The 26,682-nt window shown below is 43.8% G+C and carries 22 protein-coding genes and 1 riboswitch; of the genes, 6 read left to right on the plus strand and 16 right to left on the minus strand.

Annotated features, from left to right (window positions below; translation table 11 throughout):
* The 5 genes from thiS to SPEA_RS22420 form a co-directional block, all read right to left on the minus strand.
* Nucleotides 1-234: a sulfur carrier protein ThiS gene (gene thiS / locus SPEA_RS12595; protein ID WP_012155614.1), complete on the minus strand. Its 234-nt coding sequence runs from the start codon at nt 232-234 to the stop codon at nt 1-3.
* The gene (locus tag SPEA_RS12600; protein ID WP_150102229.1) at nt 227-1,051 is read right to left on the minus strand and encodes a HesA/MoeB/ThiF family protein; all 825 of its coding nucleotides are present in this window, start codon (nt 1,049-1,051) and stop codon (nt 227-229) included. The genes thiS and SPEA_RS12600 overlap by 8 nt, the downstream gene beginning before the upstream one ends.
* A gap of 1 nt (nt 1,052) precedes the next feature.
* Nucleotides 1,053-2,645, minus strand: coding sequence for a thiamine phosphate synthase (gene thiE, locus SPEA_RS12605; protein ID WP_012155616.1), 1,593 nt, complete (start codon nt 2,643-2,645; stop codon nt 1,053-1,055).
* A gap of 2 nt (nt 2,646-2,647) precedes the next feature.
* Complete coding sequence (gene thiC, locus SPEA_RS12610; protein ID WP_012155617.1) at nt 2,648-4,651, minus strand: phosphomethylpyrimidine synthase ThiC; 2,004 nt, start codon at nt 4,649-4,651, stop codon at nt 2,648-2,650.
* A 146-nt stretch (nt 4,652-4,797) separates the two neighbouring features.
* Nucleotides 4,798-4,896: riboswitch (TPP riboswitch) on the minus strand.
* A 230-nt stretch (nt 4,897-5,126) separates the two neighbouring features.
* Nucleotides 5,127-6,038, minus strand: a complete 912-nt coding sequence (locus SPEA_RS22420; RefSeq protein WP_012155618.1) for a hypothetical protein — start codon at nt 6,036-6,038, stop codon at nt 5,127-5,129.
* Nucleotides 6,039-6,281: 243 nt separating this feature from the next.
* On the opposite strand from SPEA_RS22420, the gene trhA reads away from it, so the two are divergent.
* Nucleotides 6,282-7,031 (plus strand): PAQR family membrane homeostasis protein TrhA, encoded by a 750-nt coding sequence (trhA, locus tag SPEA_RS12620; RefSeq protein WP_012155619.1) that lies wholly within the window; start codon nt 6,282-6,284, stop codon nt 7,029-7,031.
* A gap of 59 nt (nt 7,032-7,090) precedes the next feature.
* Here the strand turns inward: trhA and SPEA_RS12625 are convergent, their stop codons facing one another.
* Entirely contained in the window at nt 7,091-7,606 is a 516-nt protein-coding gene (locus tag SPEA_RS12625; protein WP_012155620.1) for a DTW domain-containing protein, read from the minus strand.
* A 277-nt stretch (nt 7,607-7,883) separates the two neighbouring features.
* Nucleotides 7,884-8,375: a peptide deformylase gene (def, locus tag SPEA_RS12630; protein WP_012155621.1), complete on the minus strand. Its 492-nt coding sequence runs from the start codon at nt 8,373-8,375 to the stop codon at nt 7,884-7,886.
* A 267-nt stretch (nt 8,376-8,642) separates the two neighbouring features.
* Here def and SPEA_RS12635 point away from each other — a divergent pair, with 267 nt between their 5' ends.
* Nucleotides 8,643-10,364 carry an MFS transporter gene (locus tag SPEA_RS12635; protein ID WP_012155622.1) on the plus strand — a complete coding sequence of 574 codons (1,722 nt, stop codon included), beginning with the start codon at nt 8,643-8,645 and terminating at the stop codon, nt 10,362-10,364.
* Nucleotides 10,365-10,535: 171 nt separating this feature from the next.
* Here the strand turns inward: SPEA_RS12635 and SPEA_RS12640 are convergent, their stop codons facing one another.
* Nucleotides 10,536-11,207, minus strand: a complete 672-nt coding sequence (locus SPEA_RS12640) for a hypothetical protein (RefSeq protein ID WP_012155623.1) — start codon at nt 11,205-11,207, stop codon at nt 10,536-10,538.
* 210 nt (nt 11,208-11,417) lie between these two features.
* Here SPEA_RS12640 and SPEA_RS12645 point away from each other — a divergent pair, with 210 nt between their 5' ends.
* Together SPEA_RS12645 and SPEA_RS12650 are read left to right on the plus strand one after the other, a co-directional pair.
* Nucleotides 11,418-11,771 (plus strand): MGMT family protein, encoded by a 354-nt coding sequence (locus SPEA_RS12645; RefSeq protein ID WP_012155624.1) that lies wholly within the window; start codon nt 11,418-11,420, stop codon nt 11,769-11,771.
* A gap of 21 nt (nt 11,772-11,792) precedes the next feature.
* Complete coding sequence (locus tag SPEA_RS12650; RefSeq protein WP_012155625.1) at nt 11,793-12,578, plus strand: DUF3108 domain-containing protein; 786 nt, start codon at nt 11,793-11,795, stop codon at nt 12,576-12,578.
* 77 nt (nt 12,579-12,655) lie between these two features.
* Here SPEA_RS12650 and SPEA_RS12655 read toward each other — a convergent pair whose 3' ends face one another.
* Nucleotides 12,656-13,441, minus strand: a complete 786-nt coding sequence (locus tag SPEA_RS12655; protein WP_012155626.1) for a class II glutamine amidotransferase — start codon at nt 13,439-13,441, stop codon at nt 12,656-12,658.
* A gap of 244 nt (nt 13,442-13,685) precedes the next feature.
* On the opposite strand from SPEA_RS12655, the gene fadE reads away from it, so the two are divergent.
* Nucleotides 13,686-16,133: an acyl-CoA dehydrogenase FadE gene (gene fadE / locus SPEA_RS12660; protein ID WP_012155627.1), complete on the plus strand. Its 2,448-nt coding sequence runs from the start codon at nt 13,686-13,688 to the stop codon at nt 16,131-16,133.
* 154 nt (nt 16,134-16,287) lie between these two features.
* On the opposite strand, the gene SPEA_RS12665 is transcribed toward fadE, so the two are convergent.
* From SPEA_RS12665 to SPEA_RS12680, 4 genes are all read right to left on the minus strand, one after another.
* A complete protein-coding gene (locus SPEA_RS12665; RefSeq protein ID WP_012155628.1) occupies nt 16,288-17,574 on the minus strand; it encodes a coproporphyrinogen III oxidase family protein in 1,287 nt (428 codons plus the stop codon).
* A gap of 388 nt (nt 17,575-17,962) precedes the next feature.
* Nucleotides 17,963-18,334, minus strand: a complete 372-nt coding sequence (locus tag SPEA_RS12670) for a hypothetical protein (RefSeq protein WP_012155629.1) — start codon at nt 18,332-18,334, stop codon at nt 17,963-17,965.
* Nucleotides 18,331-18,705, minus strand: coding sequence for a hypothetical protein (locus SPEA_RS12675; protein WP_012155630.1), 375 nt, complete (start codon nt 18,703-18,705; stop codon nt 18,331-18,333). Before SPEA_RS12675 ends, SPEA_RS12670 begins: the two co-directional genes overlap by 4 nt.
* Nucleotides 18,706-19,138: 433 nt before the next feature.
* On the minus strand, nt 19,139-20,431 hold the full coding sequence (locus tag SPEA_RS12680) for a serine/threonine transporter (protein WP_012155631.1): 1,293 nt from the start codon (nt 20,429-20,431) through the stop codon (nt 19,139-19,141).
* Between the two features lie 885 nt (nt 20,432-21,316).
* Here SPEA_RS12680 and SPEA_RS12685 point away from each other — a divergent pair.
* The gene (locus SPEA_RS12685; protein ID WP_041410952.1) at nt 21,317-23,272 is read left to right on the plus strand and encodes a CHASE3 domain-containing protein; all 1,956 of its coding nucleotides are present in this window, start codon (nt 21,317-21,319) and stop codon (nt 23,270-23,272) included.
* A gap of 176 nt (nt 23,273-23,448) precedes the next feature.
* Here the strand turns inward: SPEA_RS12685 and SPEA_RS23275 are convergent, their stop codons facing one another.
* From SPEA_RS23275 to SPEA_RS12700, 3 genes are all read right to left on the minus strand, one after another.
* Nucleotides 23,449-23,622, minus strand: a complete 174-nt coding sequence (locus tag SPEA_RS23275) for a hypothetical protein (RefSeq protein WP_041411504.1) — start codon at nt 23,620-23,622, stop codon at nt 23,449-23,451.
* A gap of 73 nt (nt 23,623-23,695) precedes the next feature.
* Complete coding sequence (locus tag SPEA_RS12695) at nt 23,696-24,400, minus strand: hypothetical protein (RefSeq protein WP_150102230.1); 705 nt, start codon at nt 24,398-24,400, stop codon at nt 23,696-23,698.
* Nucleotides 24,401-24,725: 325 nt separating this feature from the next.
* The gene (locus tag SPEA_RS12700) at nt 24,726-26,603 is read right to left on the minus strand and encodes a cation:proton antiporter (RefSeq protein WP_012155634.1); all 1,878 of its coding nucleotides are present in this window, start codon (nt 26,601-26,603) and stop codon (nt 24,726-24,728) included.
* Nucleotides 26,604-26,682: the final 79 nt, after the last annotated feature.

Genomic DNA, 26,682 nt, shown 5'->3' on the forward strand with positions numbered 1-26,682 from the left:
TTAGCCTCCCGCAACTACTGAAAAAATCTCAAGCTTATCATCCGCCAGACAAGACACTGTCTGCCAGCGAACACGAGGCAAGACTTCACCATTTAGCGCTATAGCAATACCTTGAATATCCACGCCTCTCACCTCGGCATACATTTCAATCACACTTTGCACGCTTGAGTTAATCGCAACTTGCTTGCTCTCATCATTGATACTGATAGCAATGCTGTCATTACCTTTATACATATTCTTTCTCCGTAGACGGTAACTTGCCGCAGTTTTTTTCGGCACCAGATAGACCTTGAACGTCCCCACAGATCACGCACTCGGGGCTACGCGGTAAACGGGCTTCTCGCCAACTAAAGGATTTGCCATCGAAGCGAAACAGCTTACCTACCGTCTGCCTATCTCCTAATAATTGTTGCAGCGCCATTAATGCCTGCATTGACGCTAACGCTGCGACCATAGGCCCCAAAACACCGACAGTTTGGCAAGTTTGATTCACCGACATATCAGCTGGATACAAACAGTGATAACAACCAGATTGTGGATTATGCTGTTGATTGATATTGAGCAGCTGTCCCTGAAAATTTGCCGCCGATGCCGACACCAAAGGGGTACGGCTCTCGATCGCAAACCTATTGACTCGCTGTCGGGTTTCGAAGTTGTCAGTGCAGTCGAGTAGCTGAGCATAGGGCTCATCAAGTGTTAACACCTGACTGATATTGTCTTGAGTTAAATGCTCACTCACCGCGATAAGCTGAGTTTGAGTGTAGGCACGGCTGAGTTTATCCTTGGCCACCAGCGCTTTATTGTTACCGATATCGCTATCGTCAAATAGCAATTGTCTGGGTAAATTTGACAGCTCTACCCTATCTCCATCAACAAGAGTGATATGACCCACACCAGCGGCGGCTAGCTGCTGAGCAACTAGATTGCCCAAGCCACCAACGCCGATGATAACAACATGAGACTTGGAAATGGCAATCTGACCAGCCTCGCCAACTTCAGGCAATAACACCTGACGCGAGTATCGTAAAAAATCACTATCAGTGAGTGACATACTATTTCTCATCAGCCCATGCCCTATTCAGAGCCGTAAACGCCGCAGTGGGATCATCGGCCTCAGTCAAAGCTCGCACCACTGCGATGTCATCCACACCCGTTGCTTTAACACTTCTAAGGCGCGCTGCATCTATGCCGCCAATTGCGACGATTGGCAGCTCGCCTTTCATCAAAGAAACATAGCGGCTCAGTTTTTCTAGCCCCTGAGGCAAAGATGGCATCTGCTTGGTGGTGGTGGGAAATATATGCCCAAATGCGATATATGATGGCTGATGTTGCTTTGCCAACAAAATTTCGAAATAGCTATGACTCGACAACCCAAGTGCAATGTCAGCTTCACGTAGCTGCTTTAAATTACTGTCGAGCAAGTCTTCCTGACCAAGGTGAACCCCGTAAGCTTGATGTTTAATGGCAAGCTGCCAGTGATCGTTAATGAACACTCGTGATTGATAGTCACGACCTAGAGCAATGGCTTTGATTATCTGCGCTTCAAGGGTTGGCGAACTTGCATCCTTAACTCGCAGCTGAATTGTTTTAGCCCCCGCTTTTAACAAGATTTGTAGCAATTCAACATCAGCAACTACAGGATATAATCCCAAGGTGCCATCAATCTGCTTAAAGTCGCCTCGCTGATTATTCATCAACTCCCAAGCAGCAAGCGACATAGGTTCGGTATCGCTTGCTGTGATAACTTTGATATAGGGAAATTGCTGTAAGTCTTTTGGCCATGCCGTTCTTGCCAAGCATCCAGGTCCACTGCCCGGCTGATAGCTGGCGATCAGTCCTGCATTCACATAGGCCTTTGCCACAACAATCGCATCATTGAGCACAAAGCCATGGGCCATTACAGATGCAATTGCCGATGACAAGGTGCAGCCTGTACCATGACTATTTTGGCTATTGACTCGATGACTTGATAACCAAAAACTCTGCCACTGATGCTTATCAGATATTCCTTCAACATCAGTACAAACGAGTAAATCATTAGCCTGATGCTGACACCAGGCTGGACCAAGATCGCCACCTTTGGCTAGCACCGAAGTGCTTAACTGTTCTGATAGCTGTTTGGCTGCCGAGATACATGCATCAACACTCTCAAGCTCTGTTGCAGCCAGAATGGCTAACTCACTCACATTAGGCGTGATTAATGTGAGTAATCCTTTAAACGGCGTAAAATCAAGCCTTCCGCCATTTGCCAGTGCATCACCGCAGGTAGCCACCATCACAGGGTCTAAAATAATAGGCACTACAATGCCAGATTGACGCCAACTAGCTTGCTGCTTAGCTAACCATTTGGCTAGATAATCAATTTGAGCCTGCTCGGCCAGCAAGCCAATTTTAATGGCTGCTGGCGGTAGGTCGCTAACTAAGGTGTCTAGCTGAGACTTCAACATTTGACTTGATACAGACTCAACCAATGCCACAGTTACAGAGCTCTGTGCTGTCACCGCAGTGATAACGCTGCAGGCGTGGGCATCAAGATCTGACATTGTTGCCAGATCCGCTTGAATGCCTGCACCGCCGCCACTATCAGAGCCCGCTATCGTCCATACAACAGGAAGCCTAACAGGCAATGTATGTGCGTTTGCCATGATTAATCCTCTAACGCAACATCAGGCTGTTTATGACTCGCTTCATGATAAAGTTCAGCACCTTTAGCTTTAAACTCGGCCGACATTTGCGCCATGCCTTGCTCTCTTTGCGATGCACGTTTTGCCGTATCAGACTCACTGCCAGTGTATGAGTCATACTCTGTAGCAGATTTGATATCAATCACTCTAGCCTCAGCCTCACGCTCCTGAGCTGCGGCATAATCACGCACCTCTTGGGTAATCTTCATTGAGCAGAACTTAGGGCCACACATAGAGCAGAAATGAGCGACCTTGGCAGACTCTTGAGGTAAAGACTCATCGTGATATGCGCGCGCCGTCTCAGGATCTAACCCTAAGTTATATTGATCTTCCCAGCGAAACTCGAAACGCGCTTTTGATAATGCGTTGTCACGTATTTGGGCGCTCGGATGCCCTTTTGCCACATCACCGGCATGAGCGGCAATCTTATAAGCGATTAGCCCTTGTTTCACATCATCCTTGTTAGGCAGACCTAAATGCTCTTTAGGCGTGACATAACACAGCATTGCACAGCCATACCAGGCGATCATTGCCGCGCCGATCCCCGATGTGAAATGGTCATACCCAGGAGCAATATCCGTGGTTTGTGGGCCTAAGGTATAAAACGGCGCTTCATCACACACCTCAAGCTGCTTATCCATGTTCTCTTTAATCAAGTTCATTGGAATGTGCCCAGGGCCTTCGATGATAGTTTGTACGTCATATTCCCAAGCAACCTTAACGAGCTTGCCAAGCGTTTCTAGCTCAGAGAACTGGGCTTCATCGTTGGCATCGGCAATCGAGCCTGGACGCATGCCGTCGCCTAATGAAAGTGACACATCATAGGCGGCGCAGATCTCACAAATTTCTCTAAAATGCTCATAAAGGAAATTTTCTTTATGATGCGATAGACACCATTTCGCCATGATAGAGCCACCACGAGAAACAATGCCTGTTAGGCGCTTAGCGGTCATCGGCACATAGCGAAGTAATACACCGGCATGAATGGTGAAGTAATCAACGCCCTGCTCAGCTTGTTCGATTAAGGTATCGCGGAACGTTTCCCAGTTAAGATCTTCGGCAACACCATTAACCTTCTCTAGTGCTTGATAAATAGGCACGGTACCAATGGGTACAGGAGAGTTACGAATAATCCATTCACGAGTTTCGTGGATATATCGCCCAGTAGATAAGTCCATCACGGTATCGGCGCCCCATCGGGTCGACCAAACCAGTTTCTCGACTTCTTCCTCGATGGATGACGTCACCGCCGAATTACCAATATTGGCATTCACTTTAACTAAGAAGTTACGACCAATAATCATTGGCTCAGCTTCAGGGTGGTTGATGTTTAGAGGAATAATTGCGCGGCCACGAGCAATTTCTTGTCTGACAAATTCAGCGGTAATTGGCTCGCCAATCACCGCGCCAAAGCTCTCACCTTTATCTTTTTGGGTCAGAATAGGGTCGGTTACCTCAGACTTGGCCATATTCTCGCGTATGGCAATATATTCCATCTCAGGGGTAATAATGCCTTGGCGGGCATAATGCAATTGGGTGACACGTTTGCCTTCTTTTGCACGGCGTGGTGGCAGCAACGACTCGAACCTTAGATGATCTAAGCCATCATCTGCGAGGCGCTGCTGGGTAAAACCTGAGCTGGCACTTGTAAGCTGCACAGTATCACCACGCTCTTCAATCCAGTTTTCACGGAATTTTTCAAGACCTTTGCGTACATCAATATTTGCATCAGGATCTGAGTAAGCGCCCGCGCAGTCGTATACTTTTAGCGGCGGGTTAGCTTCAAATACGGGGTTGGCTTCATCACCAGCCACTAAGGTGTCGCTTTGATGGATTTGACGCATGCCCACTTTAAGATCTGGGCGACTGCCTTCAAGATAAACTTTCTCCGAATTTGGGTGCTGTAGCGGTTTTAGGTTATCAATAAACTGTTGTGCTTGAGCACGGGTTTCGCGGCGATTTGACATTAGCAAACTCACTTTTTATAAGAAATGAAGTTGCTTGCCAGGAGAAAATGAGAATGTGAAAAGTTGAACATATAACTAGCGGTAAATTCTAGTTACACGTAACCACCGAAATACTGCTTTTGGCGCTTATTTAAAAGCCATGTTATGCAGTAGTTTCGCTTGTTTCCTTCGCAGGTTCTAGCCTGATCAGGTTCAACGGATCCCGAATTAACGGTCTCAGCCATATGGCACTCCGACAAGATGAGCTGGCAGTATAGACTCATAGATAGGTTCGATACAAGAGCTTAAAAAGTAATTAGACCAGAAGTTAACAACACACAGCCAAACCATTAATCCACTGAAATATAAGCACAAATACCAGCGAAAGACTAAAAGCCAATCACAACTATGAATTTTTATCACTTCTTTTATAATTTATTTTATGACTTCTTTTATAAGTATCCAGACCATCCATGCCATTTTCTTCACTTAATATTTAGCGCTGTTTACCGACCATTCGCTTGTTTAATCTTGCGGCTATCGCATCGTTAATCGCTTTTTTAACCTTATCTCCTCCACAATTAAATGGAAAACCGATCGTCTCAGCATAAGGGTTAATTTGATCACCAATTTTGACAATACGATAACAAGTATCCCCCTTCCTAATGATGCGATTAGGGTCGAGTACATGGTCAGTTGTGGCCACCTTGCTATATGTATCAACCTCAGGAAAAACTAGCTCCTGCATGTCGCCGTCCATCTCACTAAGGGAGCGCTGCTGGGTATATTTTGCAGCACGCTCTATGACCAGCGAGTCGAGTTGACTGGCTCTTTGCTTTGCTAAATAAGACTGAGTAAACCGGTTCACGCTTGACGTACGACTCTTACTTTTAGCTGTTGTATTTAGAGACGCTTGAAGAGATATGTCAGAAGTTGCGGGCTCAGATAACGCAGCTTTTGGGGGCTTTGCTTGATCATTTAACCCACTCGTTGGTGCGTTAACAAGTGCTGATATTGATGATGGATTGGCTGTAGAAACTTGCTCGAGTGTCACTTGATTTACTATCGATGCTTCTAATTCAGGCACTTTTTGAGGAGCATGATAGAGATAGGATTGAATTTTTGGAGCAGAAACTTTTTTTATTAAAGGTGCCGATCTAATCCATAAATCATCAATCGCAGCAATAGCTATGATGTGCAGTAATAATACACAAAGGGTTATTGTTAAACCTTTGAATTGTCTTTGGTCATTTTTCTCAGTTAATAAGCTTGAGTTGATCCTAAACTCACTATCAGGGCAAACAAAATTTAACTTGGTGTCAGGCTCATCAAGTTTGTCTACTGTAACGATCTCCTCACCATAGACCCTTTGCTTAAGTCTTACCTCCCGCCGTCCTGCATATCTCAATGACTTAATCCCTTTTAAGCACTCTTCCTATAATGGCATCAATCTAGAGCAACAACCTTTTACCTTAGTTCAACATTTTTTAGCTGCTGGCTTTTTCACTCCACAATGCTGCAACCTCAAACAACTCTTAACCATTTCTTAATACTACTAGGCTACTGTTTCAGGGTTACATGCAAAATAAATTTGAAACTAGACGACAAAAAACTTAGCTTACACGTGTTCGCTTAAACTCTAGCTTTTCCAATGAAAGATGTTACACTGCCCCTAATTGTGGTCAAACCAGAAGTCTTTTATACGATGGCAGTAGAACAAGCGACAGCTTCAGACAATCAAGGTTCTCATCCTACAGCTAAGAAAATAACAGTGGCTAGCTACTGTGCTAGAGAAGAGCTGGCAAACAGTATAAGCCATGGTATCGGTGTCATTGTCGGTATTGTCGGGCTTATTCTGTGTTTACTAAAGGGCTTTGATCACTTAAGTTTTGTTCAGTTAACGGGTGTGGTTGTTTACTGCAGTAGTATTATTTTGCTTTTTCTGTGCTCGACCTTATATCACAGCGCGACATCACCAATGACCAAACATAGGCTAAAAATTGCCGACCACTGCGCTATCTATCTGTTGATCGCAGGTACCTATACACCGCTGATGCTTATCACGTTAACCAGCAGCGAAGCCGATTGGATTCTGATTGCTATCTGGTCACTGGCAATTGGTGGAGTATTATTTAAAACTCTATTTATTGGACGTTTTAAGGCCTTCAGTCTGGTGCTGTATCTGGTGATGGGCTGGCTTTGTGTAACTGTGATGCAAGACTTAATTGCTAACATGTCAGATCTTGGCTTTAATCTGTTAATTGCAGGCGGATTATTTTATAGCTTAGGGGTTATTTTTTATGTCGCTAAACGTATCCCTTTTAATCATGCTATTTGGCACCTATTTGTATTAGGCGGCGCAGTTTGTCACTTTCTGTGTATCTATCTAACAGTGATTTAATTATTCTGTAATCAAGGATTACGTGCACTCTTTGCTCAATAGTTACTATTAAAGTGAGCTCACTGACAAAATGCTTGAAATGCTTCAGTGAGTCGCTCGGCCTCATCTTGCTTATTGGCCTGCTTAAACAGCTCAATAATACACTCAATTGTGCACAATCCGCCCTCTATTTGATTACGCCGCAAACTAAACTGCGACTCAGGGGTATGCTTTAATGAAAAGGTCTTCGCCGCTTTCAAGTAAGGGCTTTGGCGCAGCATCTTGCGCGCTTCTTGCCAGGTCGCATCTAAAATCACTAAAGTTTTCGGCAGTGACTGAAATTCATGCTCTCTATGAGTCGGCTCTTGTGTTTGGCACATATTCTGTTCAGAGCTCTCGTCAGTTTCGTCAGTGTCATCTTCTGGAAATAACAGCGCAGTCTCAGGTTCTTGCAGCTTAGCTAACAGCTCTGCAGAAGGCGCGACACGTGACCACATTACCCGCTGGCAATCTTTGGGAAACAGTTTAAGAGCTAGGTTGCCAGTATTCGTCGGACGGGTAGCTTCACGTTCATGGGTTAATAATATGACTTGCACAGAACAGACTCACAATTTAATAACCGCAAGAGTATATACCGAAACACGTTAAAGATAACGTCGCTAGCGGAGTAAACTGATGCAAAAGGCGCCCGATACTGCTCGAAATGGGCTTAAAGTAAAAGATCCACCTTCTGAAAAAGATGGTTTAGGCTTAAAGCAAAAAAGCGCCCCTCAGGTAAGGGACGCTTTTTTTTGAACCATTAACGACATCTATCACCGACAAGCTTTATGTCGAGAACTAGATGCTAAAGATTAGATGTTAATAATTGAGAATCTATCTGTACTTCTTTACTTTCTTTAGGGCAACCTGCTGCTTTAGCATAGAAAGATGGTCAGTAAACACCACACCATTAAGGTGATCCATTTCATGCTGCAACACAATGGCTAAGAATTCATCGGTATCGATTTCAAATGCTTTACCTTGACGATCTAAAGCGCTTACCTTAACGCCTTCATGACGATTTACCTTAGCGCGATACCCAGGAATCGATAAACAGCCCTCTTCACCTTGGTATTCACCACGAGATTCTACTATCTCAGGGTTAATCAATACCATTGGCTGATCACGCTCCTCAGAGAGATCGATGACCAAGATAGCATGCAAGCTACCAACTTGAGTTGCAGCCAACCCAATGCCATCGTCGGTGTCATACATAGTCTCAATCAAATCATCGATAAAGCCTTGTACAGACTCAATATCTGTTACCGGAACCGCTTTACGCTTAAGGCGCTCATCGGGGATCGTTAAAATGTCTAACACTGCCATATTATTATCACACTAGAAGTAAACTCAAAAATTCGCGCTATTATGACCGAATCAAGCGCAAAGGCAACTCCAGTAAGGATTTAAGTTAATTTTCTACCTCTATTTACTCTACGGCTTATTACACACCTAACCGAGCTAGCCTAAAACCCGCCCAATACTGGCTTGTTATCTACTGAACCAACCAGCTTCTATTTTGCACAATAACCTCCACTTTTTTGCAACATGTGGTAGCATGACTCAAAATGTATAAAATATACGGATAATAATATGACTCAAGCAGGACGCACTGCGCTGCCCCCTACATTCTTTGTAGCCAATACCATGGAGATCTTTGAACGCCTTGCTTGGTATGGCTTTTTTGCTCTCTCTTCGCTTTATATGACCTCACCACAAAATCAAGGCGGTCTAGGATTCTCCGAACAAGAGCGTGGCTTATTGCAGGGGATGATCCCCTTCTTCCTCTATCTATTTCCTGTTCTAACAGGCGCCCTCGCCGACCGCTATGGCTACCGCAAGATGTTCCTCGTTGCCTACGCCATCATGTGCCCAAGTTATTACTTATTAGGTCAAGTCGATACCTTTATGGGCTTCTTTGTCGCCTTTATGGGCGTTGCGGTTGGTGCCGCCTGCTTTAAACCTGTCGTCACCGGCACGGTGGCACGAACCACAGATGATACTAACCGCGGCTTAGGCTTCGGGATCTTCTATATGATGGTCAATATCGGCGGTTTCTTGGGCCCATTTATCGCAGGTTATGTTAGAGCGATAAGCTGGGACTGGGTATTTATCATGTCAGCCTTCTGGATTGCGGTTAACTTCATCCCAGCTTACTTCTTCTATAAAGAACCAACGGATCAGAGCCAACAGAAAGGAAAGCCTCTAAAAGCGGTATTCCAAGATATCCAGCAAGTATTAGGTAACGCACGCTTTGCTATTTTGTTCTTTGGTACCTTAATCATCTTAATGTCTTACGGTGCTAAATGGATCACGGGGGAAACCACATTAATCATCTACGCCGTTTGGTTTACATCTCATATCATCTGGGACAAATTAGCCTCATCTAGCAAGCAGGCCCCTTGGTATGCACAAAAGATAAGTCTAGGTAATAAACCCTTCGTTATTTACCTACTGATCCTCTCTGGTATGTGGATGGTCTACCAGCAGATTTTTATTACCTTGCCTATTTATATTCGTGACTTTGTCGATACCTCAGATCTCGTCTTGATGCTTGCAGGCTATCCTGATCTGCAGCAGTTTTTTGCTCCTGTCGATTTAAGTCTATTGCAATCAGAAATGACCCGGTTAAGCCACGAAGTCGCTGCTGGTACGCTAAATGTACAACAAGCTTACTTTGAATTGGTGCACACTAAGGTGATGGTGCCAACGGCAGAAATAAGCCAAGGCTTTGCTGCTATAACCCAAACACCAACAGCCGCAGCTCAGTATGCCCAAACATGGGCAAGCGAGTATCGCCAAGTTAATCCTGAGTACCTTATCGGACTTAACTTCCTATCAATTGTGGTAATGCAGTTGATGATTAGCCGCTTCGTTGAACGCTTCCAAGCCCTGCCAGTACTTGTTGGCGGCACAATTATTCTTGCCATCGGCACTGCCATTGGCGGTATTGCCCATGGCGCAATCATGGGCGGAGCCATGGTACTGACCTCAATTTTGGTATTCTCAATCGGTGAAATGGTGGCCTCACCTAAGAGCCAAGAATATGTCGCAAGCTTTGCGCCTAATGATAAAAAAGCCATGTTTATGGGCTACTACTTCGTCTCTTCGGCGATAGGCTTCTTACTAGCCGGCCCTCTATCTGGTTACCTCTATGCAGAAGTAGCCAAAGGTGCAGGTCGTCCAGATATGATGTGGTACATCATTGGTGGCTTTGGTCTATTAACCGCGTTTGGTCTGGTTATGTTCCACAAATTTGGTACCACGCCACAAGCGGATGACGATACCGATGTGACACTTGCTCAAGCAAGCTAAGCACAAAATAGACTTGTGGGAGGTAATCCTAGTCTATTGAAATAGGTCTATTGATAATAGGCCCCTTAAAACCAGACGTAGAAAATAGCCCGCGTAAGTAAACTTACACGGGCTATTTTTTGCTCTGAGATTCAATTATGAACGTTAGGAGCATAGAATTAATACTAGAAGTTAAAATTGCGAGCGTATTGCAAACACCCACTGTGTGTCTTCATTTTCAAAACTCTCTAGTTTTTCCCAGTCATACTGATAACGCACGAGCCAAGACCACTGTGGGTTAATTTGGTAACCAAGTGCAAGCCAGCTTTGTGCCTCATAACGCTCTACCCCATCGATACCCAAATTACCCTGAGCATAGAACTCACTGTACCAATGCTCAGACAACGGCTTGAGTACTGTCATATTCACATTCGCAGCAGTACTATCTGTGTAAGACTTAACGGCCAAGTGATTCACTGCAATTTCGGTAAAGACCTGAGTCGAAAACCAACCTTGATGCTCAGTCATCAAACCTAGCTGAAATTTATAATAACTCGCATTTCCATGTGGAGAGCCTGTTTTAGCATGTTGCACTGAAGCTCTCACATTTAGCTGATCCGTCGAATATAAATAGCCCATGTGCCACTTGTCGCCACCTAAATTAGTATTGGCGGAAAACTTTTGATGACTAGTCGCAAAACTGCCCCCAAGCTTAAAAACATCGCCATCGAAGCCAACATAAAGCGAATCATTTAAATTAAGGGGATCGGCAATATGCCTGAAATCATTAGCATAAGTAGGCAAAGAGATAGCAGAAAGTAATAAAAGAGAGCCTACAGAAGCTGTGAACGCCTTTACTGACATTATATATACCGTTAAAAAGCGCTATTATTACTTTAGCGCCAAACTTCAGCAAGAGGTTTCACCTTATATTACAAGCAGATAACACATACACACAAATAACAGCAGCAAACCAACAAGTGTTGCCGTCAATGCTGAATGGCGAATACAAACAAGCCTAAGAGTTGATTTTACCTATGTTAAAACCTACCGTAATAAAAGGAAATGAGCACCATGCAAGCGAGTAGTAAACCTTCACCCATGGCACAAATATGGCACATAGTGTCTATGATCCCTCAAGGTAAGGTCTATTCTTACGGTAAGGTGGCCGACTTAGCAGGCCTACCCGGCCGGGCACGTCTGGTCTCAAAAGCATTACGCGCCGCTCCACCTGAGATGGCACTTCCATGGCACAGAGTGATCAATAGCCAAGGGAAAATATCCTTCGCTGAACATACGCCGCCCTTTATAGAGCAGATGCAATGTTTACGGGCAGAAGGCGTTATAGTGAACCGTGGCAGAATTAAGCTGTCAGACTATGAATGGCAACCCGATATCGCAACGTTAGTGCTTTCCCTGCCATATTAGAAAGCAAATAAGGAGGTAAATTTGCCTAGAAAGATACCGACTCTATTCGCTATTAGCCTGTTAGCAGCAAGCGGAACAACGCTTGCCGACACCACAGTGCTAACGCCCCATACTGCCGAGTATCAAGTTTATTACGGCAGCATAGAGCTTGGGCGTGCTCGCTATATTCTTGAGGCTCCACAGGGCAATTTTTTTCAGTATCGTTTCGATAGCGATGTTGGACTATTAATGCTGTCCGACAAGCGTCACATCCTTAGCGAATTTACCTTAGAAGATGCTAATCAGCTGGTGCCTATGCGCTACTCCGTCGAACGCACAGGTACAGGCCCGAGTTTTCGGGAGCAAGCCGCCTTTGCTAAAGGGCAGAATGTGGTTCACAGCCGCTATAAAGATGAGCGCGCTAAGTTCCCCTACGACAATCAACTATTTGATCCATTGATGGTCCAACTGCAATTTAGACTCGATATGCAAGCCCATAAAGATGAGCTGCATTACACCATGGTAAAAGAGGGAGAAGTCGATGACTACGCCTTTAAAATCGTGGGGAAGGAACGAGTTAATATAGAAAGTGGCAGTTATCAAACCGTCAAATTTGAAGTTGTACGTGATAGTAAAAAACGCCAAACCTTCTTTTGGATGGCGCCAGATCTCAGTTATCTGCCAATACGGTTAACCCATTTTGAAAAAGGCAGTAAGCAGCTGGATATCAAGCTTCTTAATTATCGTTTTGGACCGAGTGATGAAAAGTTACAACCAACAACTGAGCAGGCGCTTGTCGATGATAAGGCTAGCAACGAGGAAGGCTGACTTTACTAACCATAAACATGCCAATAAAAAAGCTCGCTAGGTTTAACCTTGCGAGCTTTTTATTTTCTAGCAATTATTTAGCTCTGTGATGAACTCACCAACTCACCTTTTTTAAACAGCTTCCACTCACCTGGTGTAAGCACATTCCACTGTTCATTATTGGTGAGCGGTCGCGTGGCAATCACTGTGACCACATCATTAGGTGTCGTCTCTTTATCAAAATCGATTACCACATCGGTATCAATCAATTTAGCCTTGCCGAAAGGAGCACGGCGAGTGATGTAACAAAGGTTATTACTACAATAACTCATTAAATGCTCACCATCACTTAAGATCATATTGAACACGCCTAAGGCGCGAATTTCATCTGCGAGGGTCGATATGTATTGATAAACAGTTAACCTATCATCGGGAGCTTGATCACCAAACTTCTCTACCACTTGATCCATGATCCAGCAAAAAGCCATTTCACTATCTGTATCTCCAACCGCAGTAAAACGCTTGGACACAAACTTGTCTTCATAATCACTCAACTGGCCATTGTGGGCATAAGTCCAATATTGCCCCCAAAGCTCCCGTGTAAACGGATGAGTATTCTCAAGAGAGACACAACCACGGTTGGCTTGACGAATATGGCTTACTACCACTTCGCTCTTTATCGGATAAGATTTAATTAACTGGGCAATATGAGATTCGCTGCTAGGACGAGCATCCTTAAAAGTGCGATTGCCCTTACCTTCGTAGAAAGTGATCCCCCAACCGTCGACATGAGGCCCAGTGACTCCGCCCCTTTGTGCTAATCCAGTAAAACTAAATACTATATCAGTCGGTACATTGGCGCTCATGGCCAGCAACTCGCACATTAATCTCTATCCCATTCAATCTACTACATCATTAATAACGCCATTCTAACCACTTGATAGCCATTGTGGAATGCTGACTGCGTACAAATAAATTAAACATTTGTTTGAAAACTACTTGTATTAAAATTAACGAACGTTTAAATTTTATGAAACACAGGTCTGACCACAGGCTATAATTGTGAGATAGAACTCAAAATAAGTGTCTTTAGGTTAACTATAGCTCACACATAAAAGGAGAATTACAGTGACTACCCTACTTTGGATCATGGCGTTGATTTTTACCATAGGCGCTTTAGCTTATCTAAGAGTCTCTCTTTTAACCGCCACCTTAGGCACCGCGGTTGTATTAGCAATCGGAACCGGCGCCGCGAGCTTAAGCCCATTACTCTGGGTAGTATTTCTTGCCATTGCCCTGCCTCTTAATATCAGCTCATTCAGACAGAACGTCATCACTCGACCCCTTCTTAAGATGTACCGTGGCATTATGCCGGAGATGTCTTCAACAGAAAAAGAAGCCATCGAAGCGGGAACCACATGGTGGGAAGCAGACCTATTTGCAGGTAAGCCCGATTGGAGCAAACTTCATAACTATCCAAAAGCTAGCCTAAGTGCCGAAGAGCAAGCTTTCCTCGACGGTCCTGTTGAAGAAGTTTGTCGCATGCTAAACCAACATCAAGTTTCTCATGAGTTAGGTGATTTACCAGAAGAAATCTGGCAATACCTTAAAGATCATGGCTTCTTTGCGATGATCATTAAAAAGAAATATGGCGGCTTAGAGTATTCAGCTTATGCACAATCACGTGTATTGCAAAAACTTGCAGGTCTAAGCAGCGAGCTTGCCTCAACGGTTGGTGTTCCTAACTCATTAGGCCCTGGTGAACTACTGCAGCATTATGGCACCAAAGCTCAGCAAGACCATTACCTGCCCCGTCTTGCTCAAGGTCTAGAAGTCCCTTGCTTTGCATTAACTAGCCCAGAAGCTGGCAGCGATGCAGGCGCTATTCCTGATTTCGGTATCGTGTGTAAAGGCGAATGGGAAGGCGAAGAAGTACTGGGTATGAAACTAACCTGGAACAAGCGTTATATTACCCTTGCGCCAGTAGCTACAGTACTTGGCCTTGCATTTAAGCTTCGCGATCCAGACCAATTACTTGGCAATCAAGAAGATTTAGGCATTACCTGTGCACTTATTCCTACCGACATTGAAGGTGTTGAAACTGGCCGCCGCCACTTCCCACTAAACTGTATGTTCCAAAATGGTCCTACTCGCGGTAATGAAGTGTTTGTACCACTGAGCTTCATTATTGGTGGCGTTGAAATGGCTGGCCAAGGCTGGAGAATGCTGGTTGAGTGCCTATCGGTTGGACGTGGTATTACTTTGCCGTCAAACTCTGCCGGTGGTATTAAAACTGCAGCCGTTGCAACGGGGGCTTACGCCCGCATTCGCCGCCAGTTCAAGCTACCTATCGGTAAACTTGAAGGCATCGAAGAGCCGATGGCTCGCATTGGTGGTAACGCTTATCTTATGGATGCGGTAACCACACTGACTACAACGGGTATCGACCTTGGTGAAAAGCCATCGGTTATCTCAGCGATTGTGAAATTTCATCTCACTGACAGAATGCAACGATGTGTCATTGACGCCATGGACATTCACGGTGGTAAAGGGGTGTGTTTAGGCCCAAATAACTATCTTGGTCGTGGTTATCAGGCAGCGCCTATTGCAATTACGGTTGAGGGGGCAAACATTCTCACTCGCTCGATGATTATCTATGGTCAAGGTGCTATTCGCTGCCATCCGTATGTATTAGCCGAAATGGAATCGGCGTTCGATCCAGATGCAAACAAGGGCCTACGTGATTTTGATGCGGCTATCTTTGGGCATATCGGATTTACCACCAGCAACCTAGTACGTAGCTTGTGGATGGGTCTAACGTCTAGCCGTTTCTCTAATGCGCCATACTCGGATAAGACGAAGCGTTACTATCAGCAGATGAACCGGTTCAGTGCAAACTTGGCGTTACTATCAGATCTAGCAATGGCAACATTAGGTGGTAACCTTAAGCGCAAAGAACGGATCTCAGCACGTCTTGGCGACTTACTCAGCCAGCTTTATTTAGCATCGGCAACCCTTAAGCGCTACGAAGATGAAGGCCGACTCACCGAAGATCTACCATTAGTACAGTGGGCAGTTGAAGACTCACTCTACAAATTACAATCATCTTTAGATGATCTACTCGACAACTTCCCCATGGGTTTAGGTATTGGACTACGCGCAGTGATCTTCCCATTCGGTCGTCCACTTAAGCGCCCAAGTGATGTGCTTGACCATAAGGTCGCTAAGATCATGCAAACCCCTTGTGCAAGCCGCGACCGCCTTGGTAAAGGCCAGTTCTGGACGCCAACAGAGCATAATGCTGTGGGTATTCAAGAGCAGACCTTTAAGGATATCTTGGCATCAGAACCTATCTACGACAAAGTCTGTAAGGCCGCAGGTAAACGCCTACCCTTTATGTGGTTAGATAAAATAGCTGCAGAAGGTAAAGAGCTTGGTGTGCTAAGTGAAGAAGAAGTCGCATTACTTGAACGAGCCGAAATTGGCCGTATGAAGTCAATCAACGTCGATGACTTTGATCCTGAAGAGCTAAAAGCTCGCACGCTTGAGTACACAAAAGAGGTGCAAGCAGCTTAATTACTGAGCAGAAGCACGCAGTAAAAGGCTTAAGTATTCACTTAAGCCTTTTTTATTTTTCATTCGTAATCAGCTTTCAACTAATCCAGTACTAAAACTAAGCTCTAAAACAACTAAGTACTAAAACAACTAAGAGCTTAACGGCTAGCAAACATTAAGCGGCCAACTCAATTGCTTGCTCACGTAAATAATCCATTCCCGCTAAAAAACCACTAAACATTTTTAGCGCAATAAATTGGCCAGCCTCGGTGGTAAAATAGCTATCCCCTTGCTTAATTAGCGCGCCAGAAGCTAATAGGTAAGTGAGTTCGACAGGAAAGGCTTGCCACAAGCTCTTACCCGTATGGGCTTTAAACAGCGCGTTATCTAAGCAGCCTTTCCCCATCATTATCATTAAATGATGCTGATTTATCGATTTTACGCTAAGTAATTTATGATGACTTGTACCTACGCCGCCTTGATTAATCAATTGAATATATTTATCAATACTAAAGCTTGATATCTGAAATTGCTCGCCAAAGCGACCAAACGCACCCGATCCCACACCAAAGCAGTTTTCACCATCTAACACGTATTTGTTCTCAACAGCTTGGCCGAAATTACGGCTGTAAGTCCATGGGAACTCCATCATATAGCGATCTGACATCACCTGCTTAACGGCCAAAAACTGTGGAAAAAGATCTTTAGGCTCGCCCGCTAAACATTGAGACTTTTTACGACTCTTACCTATCCCTAGCGTCAACGGGTAGGTGGTTATTTGGTCGGGTTCCAATTGGATCAACCGCTTAATATCCGTCACGACACTATCGGGAGTCTGGCCTTTAAACCCGTACATTAAGTCCACATTAACCGTAGGAAACAGTTCGATGCCGCGTCTAATATCAATTTCTTGTTCATCACCTGAACCGAACTTTTCAAACCGGCTACTGGCTTTTAATATTCTATCGTCAAAGCTCTGTAAACCAATAGACATTCGATCTACTAAGCCATTAAGTACTTCAGGATGACCCGTTCTAAAGTAGCTAGGGTCAGTCTCACAAGAAATTTCACGCACTGTGGTTAAGCTTTTAATTAACTCGATGGTCTTAACTAACTCATCTTCTAGTATCGTCGTTGTACCGCCACCAATGTATACCCGGTTAAAACGAAGACCGCTCTCAATCACGTGGCGTATTTCTTTTCGTAAAGCCTGGAAATATTCGAGCGCTTTTTGTTGGTTATATTTAATTTTATGAAATGAGCAGAAGCGGCAAAGTGTATGGCAAAAAGGAATATGAATATAAAGGGTTTCAATATGTTGCTCTTGGGTAAAAGCTACTGATGACAGCGAGGCTGGAAGCACTGTAGCATCCGCTAAGCTAAGCGAATGCGTAATTGTATGCTGCATAACAAAATCCAGGCTTTGTGTTGCTAAACTTAAACGTAGATCGGCAAATGACATAACTCACCTTGTGATGCTGAGTTTACCTAAACCTCAGGTAAGTGATTACCTAATACCTTACTCCTTGATTACATTAAAAAGTGTGTTACAAAGCCGATGTTTAATGATAAAGCTCCCCTCTTGCACTAAGCCCGTCACAGAACAAAGCATTGAGCTCAGACAACCCCTGTAAACAAACTCTAAACACAAAATACAGGGGCGTGGTATTAATCCTCACTCTCGTAACGTTGATTTTCTACATTTTAAAACCCCATACAGACCTTTGGCCAGTCTAAAGGCATCGGCTTTTCGAAAATGACAGAGGATCAACAACTCGATGTAGTGATCGCTTTTGCGAGGCAGGATCCTCAGCCTCTTACCATCAAGCAGGTGAAACTACACCATAGACTCAGTTATTATCGTTAGCGATTGCAGTTGCTGCTCCAATAATAGCCCCGCCCACTATGACACCAGTCAAGAAATTATCATTGTTATTTCTCCACTGGTCATGGCGGTTATCATGCAGAGCATGACGGATTTCGCGGCGCGCTTCGCGTTTTTCTCTGGCGACCTCTCGGTAACCCTCACGAATTTCACGTTTGGCACATTTGCGGGTCTTGCAACGTAATACTTCACGGGCTGCTTCGCGCTTTTCACGGTTAACTTCGCGGATCCCCTCACGGATCTCTTTGCGTACTTCGTAGCGGCCAGCATTGGCATCAAAGCTCCCTAGACCGGCAACCAGCAATACTGTCAGGGCGAGTGTCAGGTCTTGTTTCATTTTTTGCCTCTCGTGTCTTGATGAAATGCTGCGGCACGTTTTTCAAAGTTTGCTAACGCTTGTTTGCACTCCTGCACATTGAGTTCTATATTGGTGCCGTAACCAAAGCTAGCGGCATAGAGAAACGCTCGGTCACCACCCAGAGTGCGACTGATTTCGCTATTGATATTCATTGCCTCGGTTTCTAATTGTGCGCGTTGTTCTGCGGCCACACAGCCAAGAGCTAAGCCTGTCTGATAGCCGAAATTCTTCAGTCCTGTATCAATTTTCTCTTCTTTTAATAAAATTTCCTGCTGAGGTTCGTCAGCCCAGACTGGTGTTGTCAGTGTCGTTATCGCGACGAGTAACAATGTATTTGAGGTGCGACGCATAAATCTCTCCAGGTCCCCAACTTTTGATTAATTCCACTTAGTGAAGTTTGCACTTCACTATAAGTGAGTCAGTTTCAGTGATTATTCGCTGATGGTGCTAGTAGGCCTGTGTGAAGATGAACGCAAGCTGAACGCTGACCGTAGGGCTGGCACTGCAGCAACGACAAGGGGTTGATTAGATTGACTGTTATAATTAATCACAGCGACAAATACCTGAGTGTCGACATAGAAAAACACTGGCAGATAGCCAGTGCTTTAGTTTCATCGCCCAGTAAAAAAATCGCCACAAACCATCGTTAATCAAAAGCATAGCCAAACAGGATGGCGACGATTAATAGTTCAAAGATCAATACTGCTCTTGAAATCAGTAAGGGAGGTCCATCTCTGATGGCTAAAGAGAACAAAAGCCCATGGCTCCTGTCCTCTTTTTATTTTACTGTACCAATGAATAGAAGATTGCCGAGATTGAAACTAATCCGATAATCACTACAAAAACATTACTGATGGTACCTGAGTATTGCTTCATCGCTGGTACTTTCATGATGGCGTACATAGGCATGATAAACAACAGCAGAGCGATGATTGGTCCACCTAAGCTTTCAATCATTCCCAAAATATTGGGGTTGATAGTTGCTACAGCCCAAGTGGTCAGTAGCATAAAACCTGCAGTAACACGATTCAGAGTAACAGGGTTGACCTCTTTGCCCTTACCGCGTGCAGCCTTGATGATTAAACCATTAAAGCCTTCACTCGCCCCGATATAGTGGCCAAAGAATGACTTAGTGATAGCGATGATCGCAACAATTGGCGCAACATAAGCGATAATCGGCGTATCAAAATGGTTCGCTAGATAAGTTAATATCGAAACATTTTGCGCTTTAGCCTCAGCTAGATTGGCAGGCGATAGGCTAAACACACAACTAAACACGAAAAACATCACTGTTACAACCATAAGAATATGGCTAAAAGCTAAGATCCGTGAACACTGTTTTTCAGCATCATCACCGTGAAATTTTCTACGATCGACCGCAAAGGAGGAGATAACCGGAGAGTGGTTAAATGAAAATACCATCACAGGCAGTATCAACCACAAAGCCATTAAAATGGTACTTATTCCACCTTCTGCAGGCATCACATTGCTAAATATTGACGTGTTCCAGTAAGGGATCAGGTAAACAGAGAGCAGCAGAAGCACGGCAACGAACGGGAAAACCAGTATACTCATCGCTTTGATAATTAACTGTTCACCTAAACGAACTACGGCAATCAAGCCAATAATCAAGATTAAGGCCAATGTTGCACGGTTAGGCGGAGTCATGCCCAGCTGATGTTGCATAAAGCTTTCAACAGTATTGGTAAGTGCAACACTGTAGACGAGTAAAATCGGGTAAATAGCAAAGAAATAGAGTAAGGTGATGACCTTACCCATGCCTACACCAAAATGCTCCTCTACCACTTCGGTGATCCCTGCTTCTGGGTTTGATCCCGATAACACAAAACGTGTTAAGCCGCGATGAGCGAAGAAGGTCATTGGCAGTGCCAGTAGAGCCATAAGAATGAGCGGGACCAAGCCACCTTGCGCCGCATTAATTGGCAGGAAAAGGGTGCCAGCCCCCACTGCCGTACCATAAAGCCCCAATACCCATAGAGTATCGCTCTTGTTCCAGCTTGATTTTACCTTGAGTTGTGCCGAGGTATTTTCAGTTTTGTTAATTACAGAGTCCATTATGGACATCTCCTTAGACGGTTCTTATATGACCTTTTAAGGGTTCTGTTTTCATACCTAACTTCACATCACGTAGCCGCTGAAAATATCAACCAAAGCAACATCGACAACATAAGATAGGGAGTTTAACTTCAAAACCTGAATGAAAAACTAGCAGAGCCCCACAAAGGCCGCGCAGTATAGGGGAGAGATTTGGGGATAAATGTGATTTCAGACAAACTTATTTAGGTTTTACAAATTTAAGAAGCTGATCGTTGCTTTTTCAAGCAACCAAAGAAAGAGTCAACTGCAGCCACGCCAATTTCTGCTTGTTATAACTGACATAGACTTAACAGAGCTGCTAATTGGAGGAAGTGAAAATCTATACAGGCACAGAACAACCCAATAGACAAGAACCGTACTTAGGGTAAGACTCACTCTCATAAGTAAAAGATCCACCTTCTGAAGAAGGTGGCTTTGCCCATCTGTTATAAAGCAGACTCCCTAAAAGGGAGCTTTCCTACCGTGCGTTAACAAGACGCCGTAAATATATCCCTATAGGCTCTACTAAATCATCCCTGATTTAGAAGCTTGTACCGCACTATTAGCAAAGCTCAAGTATCACTTGAGTTAATAAGCTATATTTAAATGAACTTATAAGCCGTGTATCGCATGGATGCGATAAGCGAGCCTCCATGGACACTTTCTCTTCAAACAAAAGTCGGCGTGCTTATAAGTCGTTAAACATTGCCTTACTCCGCAATGCCATTGAACGTACTTCAGGCAGAGCCTAATTAATGATAACGGCCCCTACTGAAGTAGGTGGTTTAGGGCTGAAAACAAAATGAGCACACACCTCACGCGTACCCTACACTTAATTTATTACGGACAATGACGGTAAATTACATGGATTTAAGTGATATTTCGATAAGAGCAAGATTACTTGCTAGTAATATTATTATTTGTAGCATCCTGATTGTATTCAATATTGTTGTATACAAATCAATATCAACCATGGAAACAACTTCACACTGGGTAGACCACACTGAAGAGGTAATAGCTCTAACCAATGGTCTCGTCAACTCAATGGTTAATCAAGAAACAGGAATTAGAGGGTATGCCATAACTGGAGAAAATGAATACCTAGAGCCCTATTTATCAGGCAAGGAAGACTTTCAAACATTTTTTAATGCTGCAAAATTGTTAACCTCAGACAACCCTTCTCAGCAAGTACGCTATGATGACGTTGCAAAGCAATCAAAGCTATGGGGTGAGTATGCCGAATCCATTATTTCGCTGCGTAAAAATATCCGAAGTGGTGAACAAATTAATACACAGCTTAAGGAATTAATTAATTCAGGTATCGGCAAGCAACAAATGGATAACATAAGGCTTGAGTTAAATAAGCTTGGATCTTCAAATTTAAATATCACAGTACTAAATGCCATGGTTAATATGGAGACAGGTTTACGCGGCTTTTTACTCAACCGTCAAGAAACTTATCTTGAACCATATCAAACTGGAAAAAACGTGATAGACCAACAAAACTCCAATATCAAGGAAACTAGACTCGCAGAGTCTATTGATTCATGGATTAATGACTACGCCCAACAAGCGATTACATTAACTCGTCAATCAACTCAGTTCAAATCAATGTCAGATCTCTATGCTGTGCTAGACAAGAAGCAGGGGAAAGTATACATGGATGAATTGCGTTCGAAAGTAACTGGCATCATTGATGTTGAGCTTAGTTTGATGGAACAAAGAAAAGCCGAATCAGCAAGTGCGGCAACTATGGCAACAAGGGTCATCATATGGGGTTGCATTATAGTCATTCTACTTGTCTTTGTATTTTCTCATATCACATCAGTAAGTATCATTAACCCCATCCAACAAGCCGTAGCCTATGCAAAACAATTAGCCGCAGGTAATTTAAATATTAATGTTGGACAACAAGGTAAGAGTGAATCAGGCGTACTGCTATTAGCAATCCAAACTGTTTCAAATAATCTGAAGGACATGATCGGACACATTGCACAAACCAGTAGTAAACTCAATGACGCTTCAACGTACCTAAACTCAGTGCTTGATAAGACAGGCTCTGGCGCAAAAGATCAGCTAGATAAAACTGAGCAAATAACAGATGCCATGCAACAGTTATCGCTTGCCGTACAGGAGGTCTCGCAAAATACCGTAAATGCTTCGCATGTCGCGACGAAAGCTGTTGATGAAGCCGAGGCTGGCTATGGAGTTATCCAAAATACCATCGGACATATTGGTGATTTAAATGATGAGATTAAACGAACGTCCTTAAAAATTACTAGTCTTGCAGAAGAGACAAACAATATCGGTAAGATTCTCGACGTAATTGGTGGCGTTGCTGAGCAAACTAATTTATTGGCACTAAACGCTGCGATAGAAGCTGCTCGGGCGGGTGAACAAGGGCGAGGATTTGCAGTTGTCGCTGACGAAGTGCGTGTGCTAGCTCAAAGAACACAAGAATCGACTACTGAAATACATTCTTTAATTGAAAGTATTCAAAGTGGTACAAAAGATGTTGTTAATAGTATGCAGCAAAGTACTGGCTTATTAACAGCAAGCATCGACTCAGCAAGTCATTCAGGTGGGACATTTTCAGAAATTACGCGATCCATCACCAAAATTAATGACATGAATACGCAAAGCGCTAGCGCAACAGAGCAGCAAAGCGTTGCAACTGAACAAGTTAATACTAGTATGTTGGCAGTCAATAGCATCTCTCAAGAAAATTACACTTTAATGATGGACTCAGTTAGGTCGTGTGAAGACCTAACAAACCTGTCAAATTCATTAAATGCTACTGTTAAGCAATTCAAGATGTAACCAGAAATACTGACTTAATTAAAGTATGTAAATTAAGTCAGTATTCATCGCTAGCTAGGGTTAACCATGGCTATAGCCAAATTGAACTCGGTTAAAATTAGCCCCCTATCTCAAAGTGGCTAACTCTCTATTAATCAAATTGATTTGTAAGGCCTAGTTAGGTTAATACAATTTCACTAGGCTAGTGTTACTCGAAATAGCAACTGACTATGGCTATTCTCGACTGGATAACCTGGAACATGCTTTTTTACTAATGCAATAACATCGACAATAATTAGCTGGATGAACATCAATCCCCCCACTAAGCCTACAGCTAAGATTGTTGCGTGATATTCACTAAAGTACTCCATTTTCGGATCTCCATATCAAAAATGTTAACGAGCGAACACAGCCAAGAGTTTTATCCCCTTATCCATTAGTTAGCTAAATGCCATCAATACTCACCTTAAAGAACTTAACCTTATCCGATAATTGATTGAACTTCCAAGGCGGATCTATGACCGAAATATTCCTTACCCCAAACTTAGCTAAGTCTTCCAACGAGTAATACCATCCTACATAGTCCTCAGCCTGATGAACCTTCTGGTAGTTAGGATTTTGCCCAAGATAAGTTATTTCTTGATCGACACCGATTACATTAAAAAAGTGTTTTTCTCTTAATGTCGTCGCTGCAATATACTGCTCGAAGCTTGCTCTTGCTGAACTTTGTGAGGCTTCGGGCAAACTTTTTAAATACTCTTTAGTAGCCTCAAGCATACCCGTTGTACCGCCGTGAAAGCCGATCACAGCGTGGTTCGAAATACGATGAGTGATAGATGAAGAAAAGACATAATTGGCGCAGGAAGATATACAGTAGTCGATGACTTCAACTCCGATGTTATGTTTAAAGATGAACTCCCCCAAATCCATTCCATTATTGACTTCGCCACCTTTACTTTTTATCGATATCCATTTTATCAAGTCAGTATGTTCTTCAAAGAGCAAAAAAGCGGCTTGATTGGCATCTTCTGTTAATGCTCCCTCGTAATAGATTGTATCTTTTTTAAGGCTGACCTTAGTCAATTCATCTGCTTTGACTATAAATGGAACGCTCAGCAATAACATGGCTAACACTATAAATCTATTCACGCAGTCTCCCTGTGGCAATTGACAGTTTGCTTCCCCAGAGTCTAGGATAAGCCCCAACCATATTAACTTGAATTCAACATACCAATGTAAGCTATTGATGTAAAGCGACTAATCCAAGGTGTTTATTGGATCAACATGAGTCAACGTGATAGTGATGAAGCCATCAAATAAAGTAAAATAGCGGTAATGATGTCGTATTTCTGTAAGGTTTGATCCACATACCACACTAACAGAATTAGATTCGGCCTTCACAGGAAGACCGAATTAACTCAATAAATCAACTCTACATCGATAGATGCCTGACTAAATCGACCACACTCACTTGTCACTCAGGTGCCTTGCTGACAGCCAGATTCTCATCAGCTATAACAGTCGAACTTGTCTCCCCAGTGTCAGGATGGTTGTCACTGTTACAGTCTAACTTGATTGCATCCACGGGGATTAAGCTGATTAACTCGACTCCTATCGGTATCTCAAGTTCACCGCTAATCAACCTCACCTTCCCCTCTTGCAGGTAAATAAGCGGGATGGCAGCTTCTGCATACTGCTTCATAAACATAGCGTAATTGAAGTTCTCAGTGAGACGGGTGCTTTTAATGGTTGCCCCCTTTGCCATTAAGCTTGCGAGCTTAGAGTAAGAGACATCATCACCAAATAAACTTAAGCGTTCCAAGTAAGACTCAGATAATTGATGCCTTGCACTTGAGATTTCACCATTATTGAGTCCAAAAACTTTTTTACTACCAAATACATCTTGAAAATAGAAAGTTACGAGAGGATTAAGCTGCCTATATGGCGACATCACCAGAACTCGACCTATTCCCGCCATATTCATATGATTCTCGGCGTGTTCCGATGCTGGATTACCGAAATATACTGGAATGCTATCCATACGGGCTAAGCGAACATTATCCCAGTTATTATCGGCAAGCAGCACAGTGACCCCCTTTGACTGCAATGTTTTAGCCAGTGCTCGTGGAAACTTGGATGCACCGAAAATTAATAACCCTTGAGAGGAGTCTGCGGTAACGCCGAGTACCTTAGCCCACCTCCCCGCAGTTAAGCTTTGGATCACTACAGTACCAATAATAATGAGGAAGACTAAAGGTACGATAAGCTCCGCGCCTTTAATGCCGATAGCTTCCAATTTAATGGCAAATAAGGATGACACGGCCGCTGCGACAATACCTCGTGGTGCGACCCAGCTTAAAAACCATTTATCCCCCTTTGAAAGCGAGGTACCGATGCCACAACACCAGATACTTAAGGGACGTGCAATTAACATCACCACCGCGAGTAGTGCTAAGCCTTCCCAGCCTAGGCTTAACAGCGCATCGGCATTGAGTCTTGCCGCAAGTAATATAAACAACGCAGAAATAAGTAATACCGTCAGGGTCTCTTTAAACTCGAGAATATCGGCAATATCCACGCCTTTCATGTTCGCCAGCCAAATGCCCATCACGGTCACCGAGAGCAAACCGGCTTCTTCTTGTAATAGGTTTGAGCCAACGAAAACCGCTAGCATTAGGGTGAGAACAGCCGTATTACGCAAATAGTGTGGCAATAGATTATTACGCAAAACGAGGCCAACTAAATAGCCACTTATCACACCAAAGCCAAGACCAACGGCCAACATGGCACTTAAAGCATGCAGAACATGTGTGGTTGGGTCGGCCGCAACCGCGATATATTCAAACACCAACACGGCAAGCAGCGCACCTATTGGGTCGATGACTATCCCTTCCCAGCGCAATATACTCGCAAGTTCAGTTTTTGGTCTTACACTTCGAAGCATAGGCACAATAACAGTCGGACCAGTTACCACGACCAAGGCACCAAATAAAAGCGCCATTGACCATTCGAAATCGAGTAGATAGAAGGTGCCGACCGTAATACAGGCCCAAGTGATCACAGTGCCGAGTGTCACCAAGCGGGTCACCATAACACCGTGCTCTTTTATTTCTTTGAAGTTAAGGGTTAATGCACCTTCAAAAAGAATGACCGCAACACCAAGAGAGATGATAGGGAACAACAAGTCGCCAAAAATAACATCTGGCTGTAAGAAACCAAGACCTGGTCCAAGCAGGAGGCCGCATAGTAACAGGGGTAAAATGGCAGGTAGTCTCAATTTCCACCCTATCCACTGACAAAACAACGATAACACACCTAGCAAAGCAAGCATCGCAGTGATCTGCTCCAGCATAGCCTATTTCCTTATCTGATCGTTTCTATTGAAACGATGTTTGTTAAAACATGCAGTTGAGTGTAAAAACTATAGTCAA

The organism is Shewanella pealeana ATCC 700345 (assembly GCF_000018285.1).
Classification (GTDB): Bacteria; Pseudomonadota; Gammaproteobacteria; order Enterobacterales; family Shewanellaceae; genus Shewanella; species Shewanella pealeana.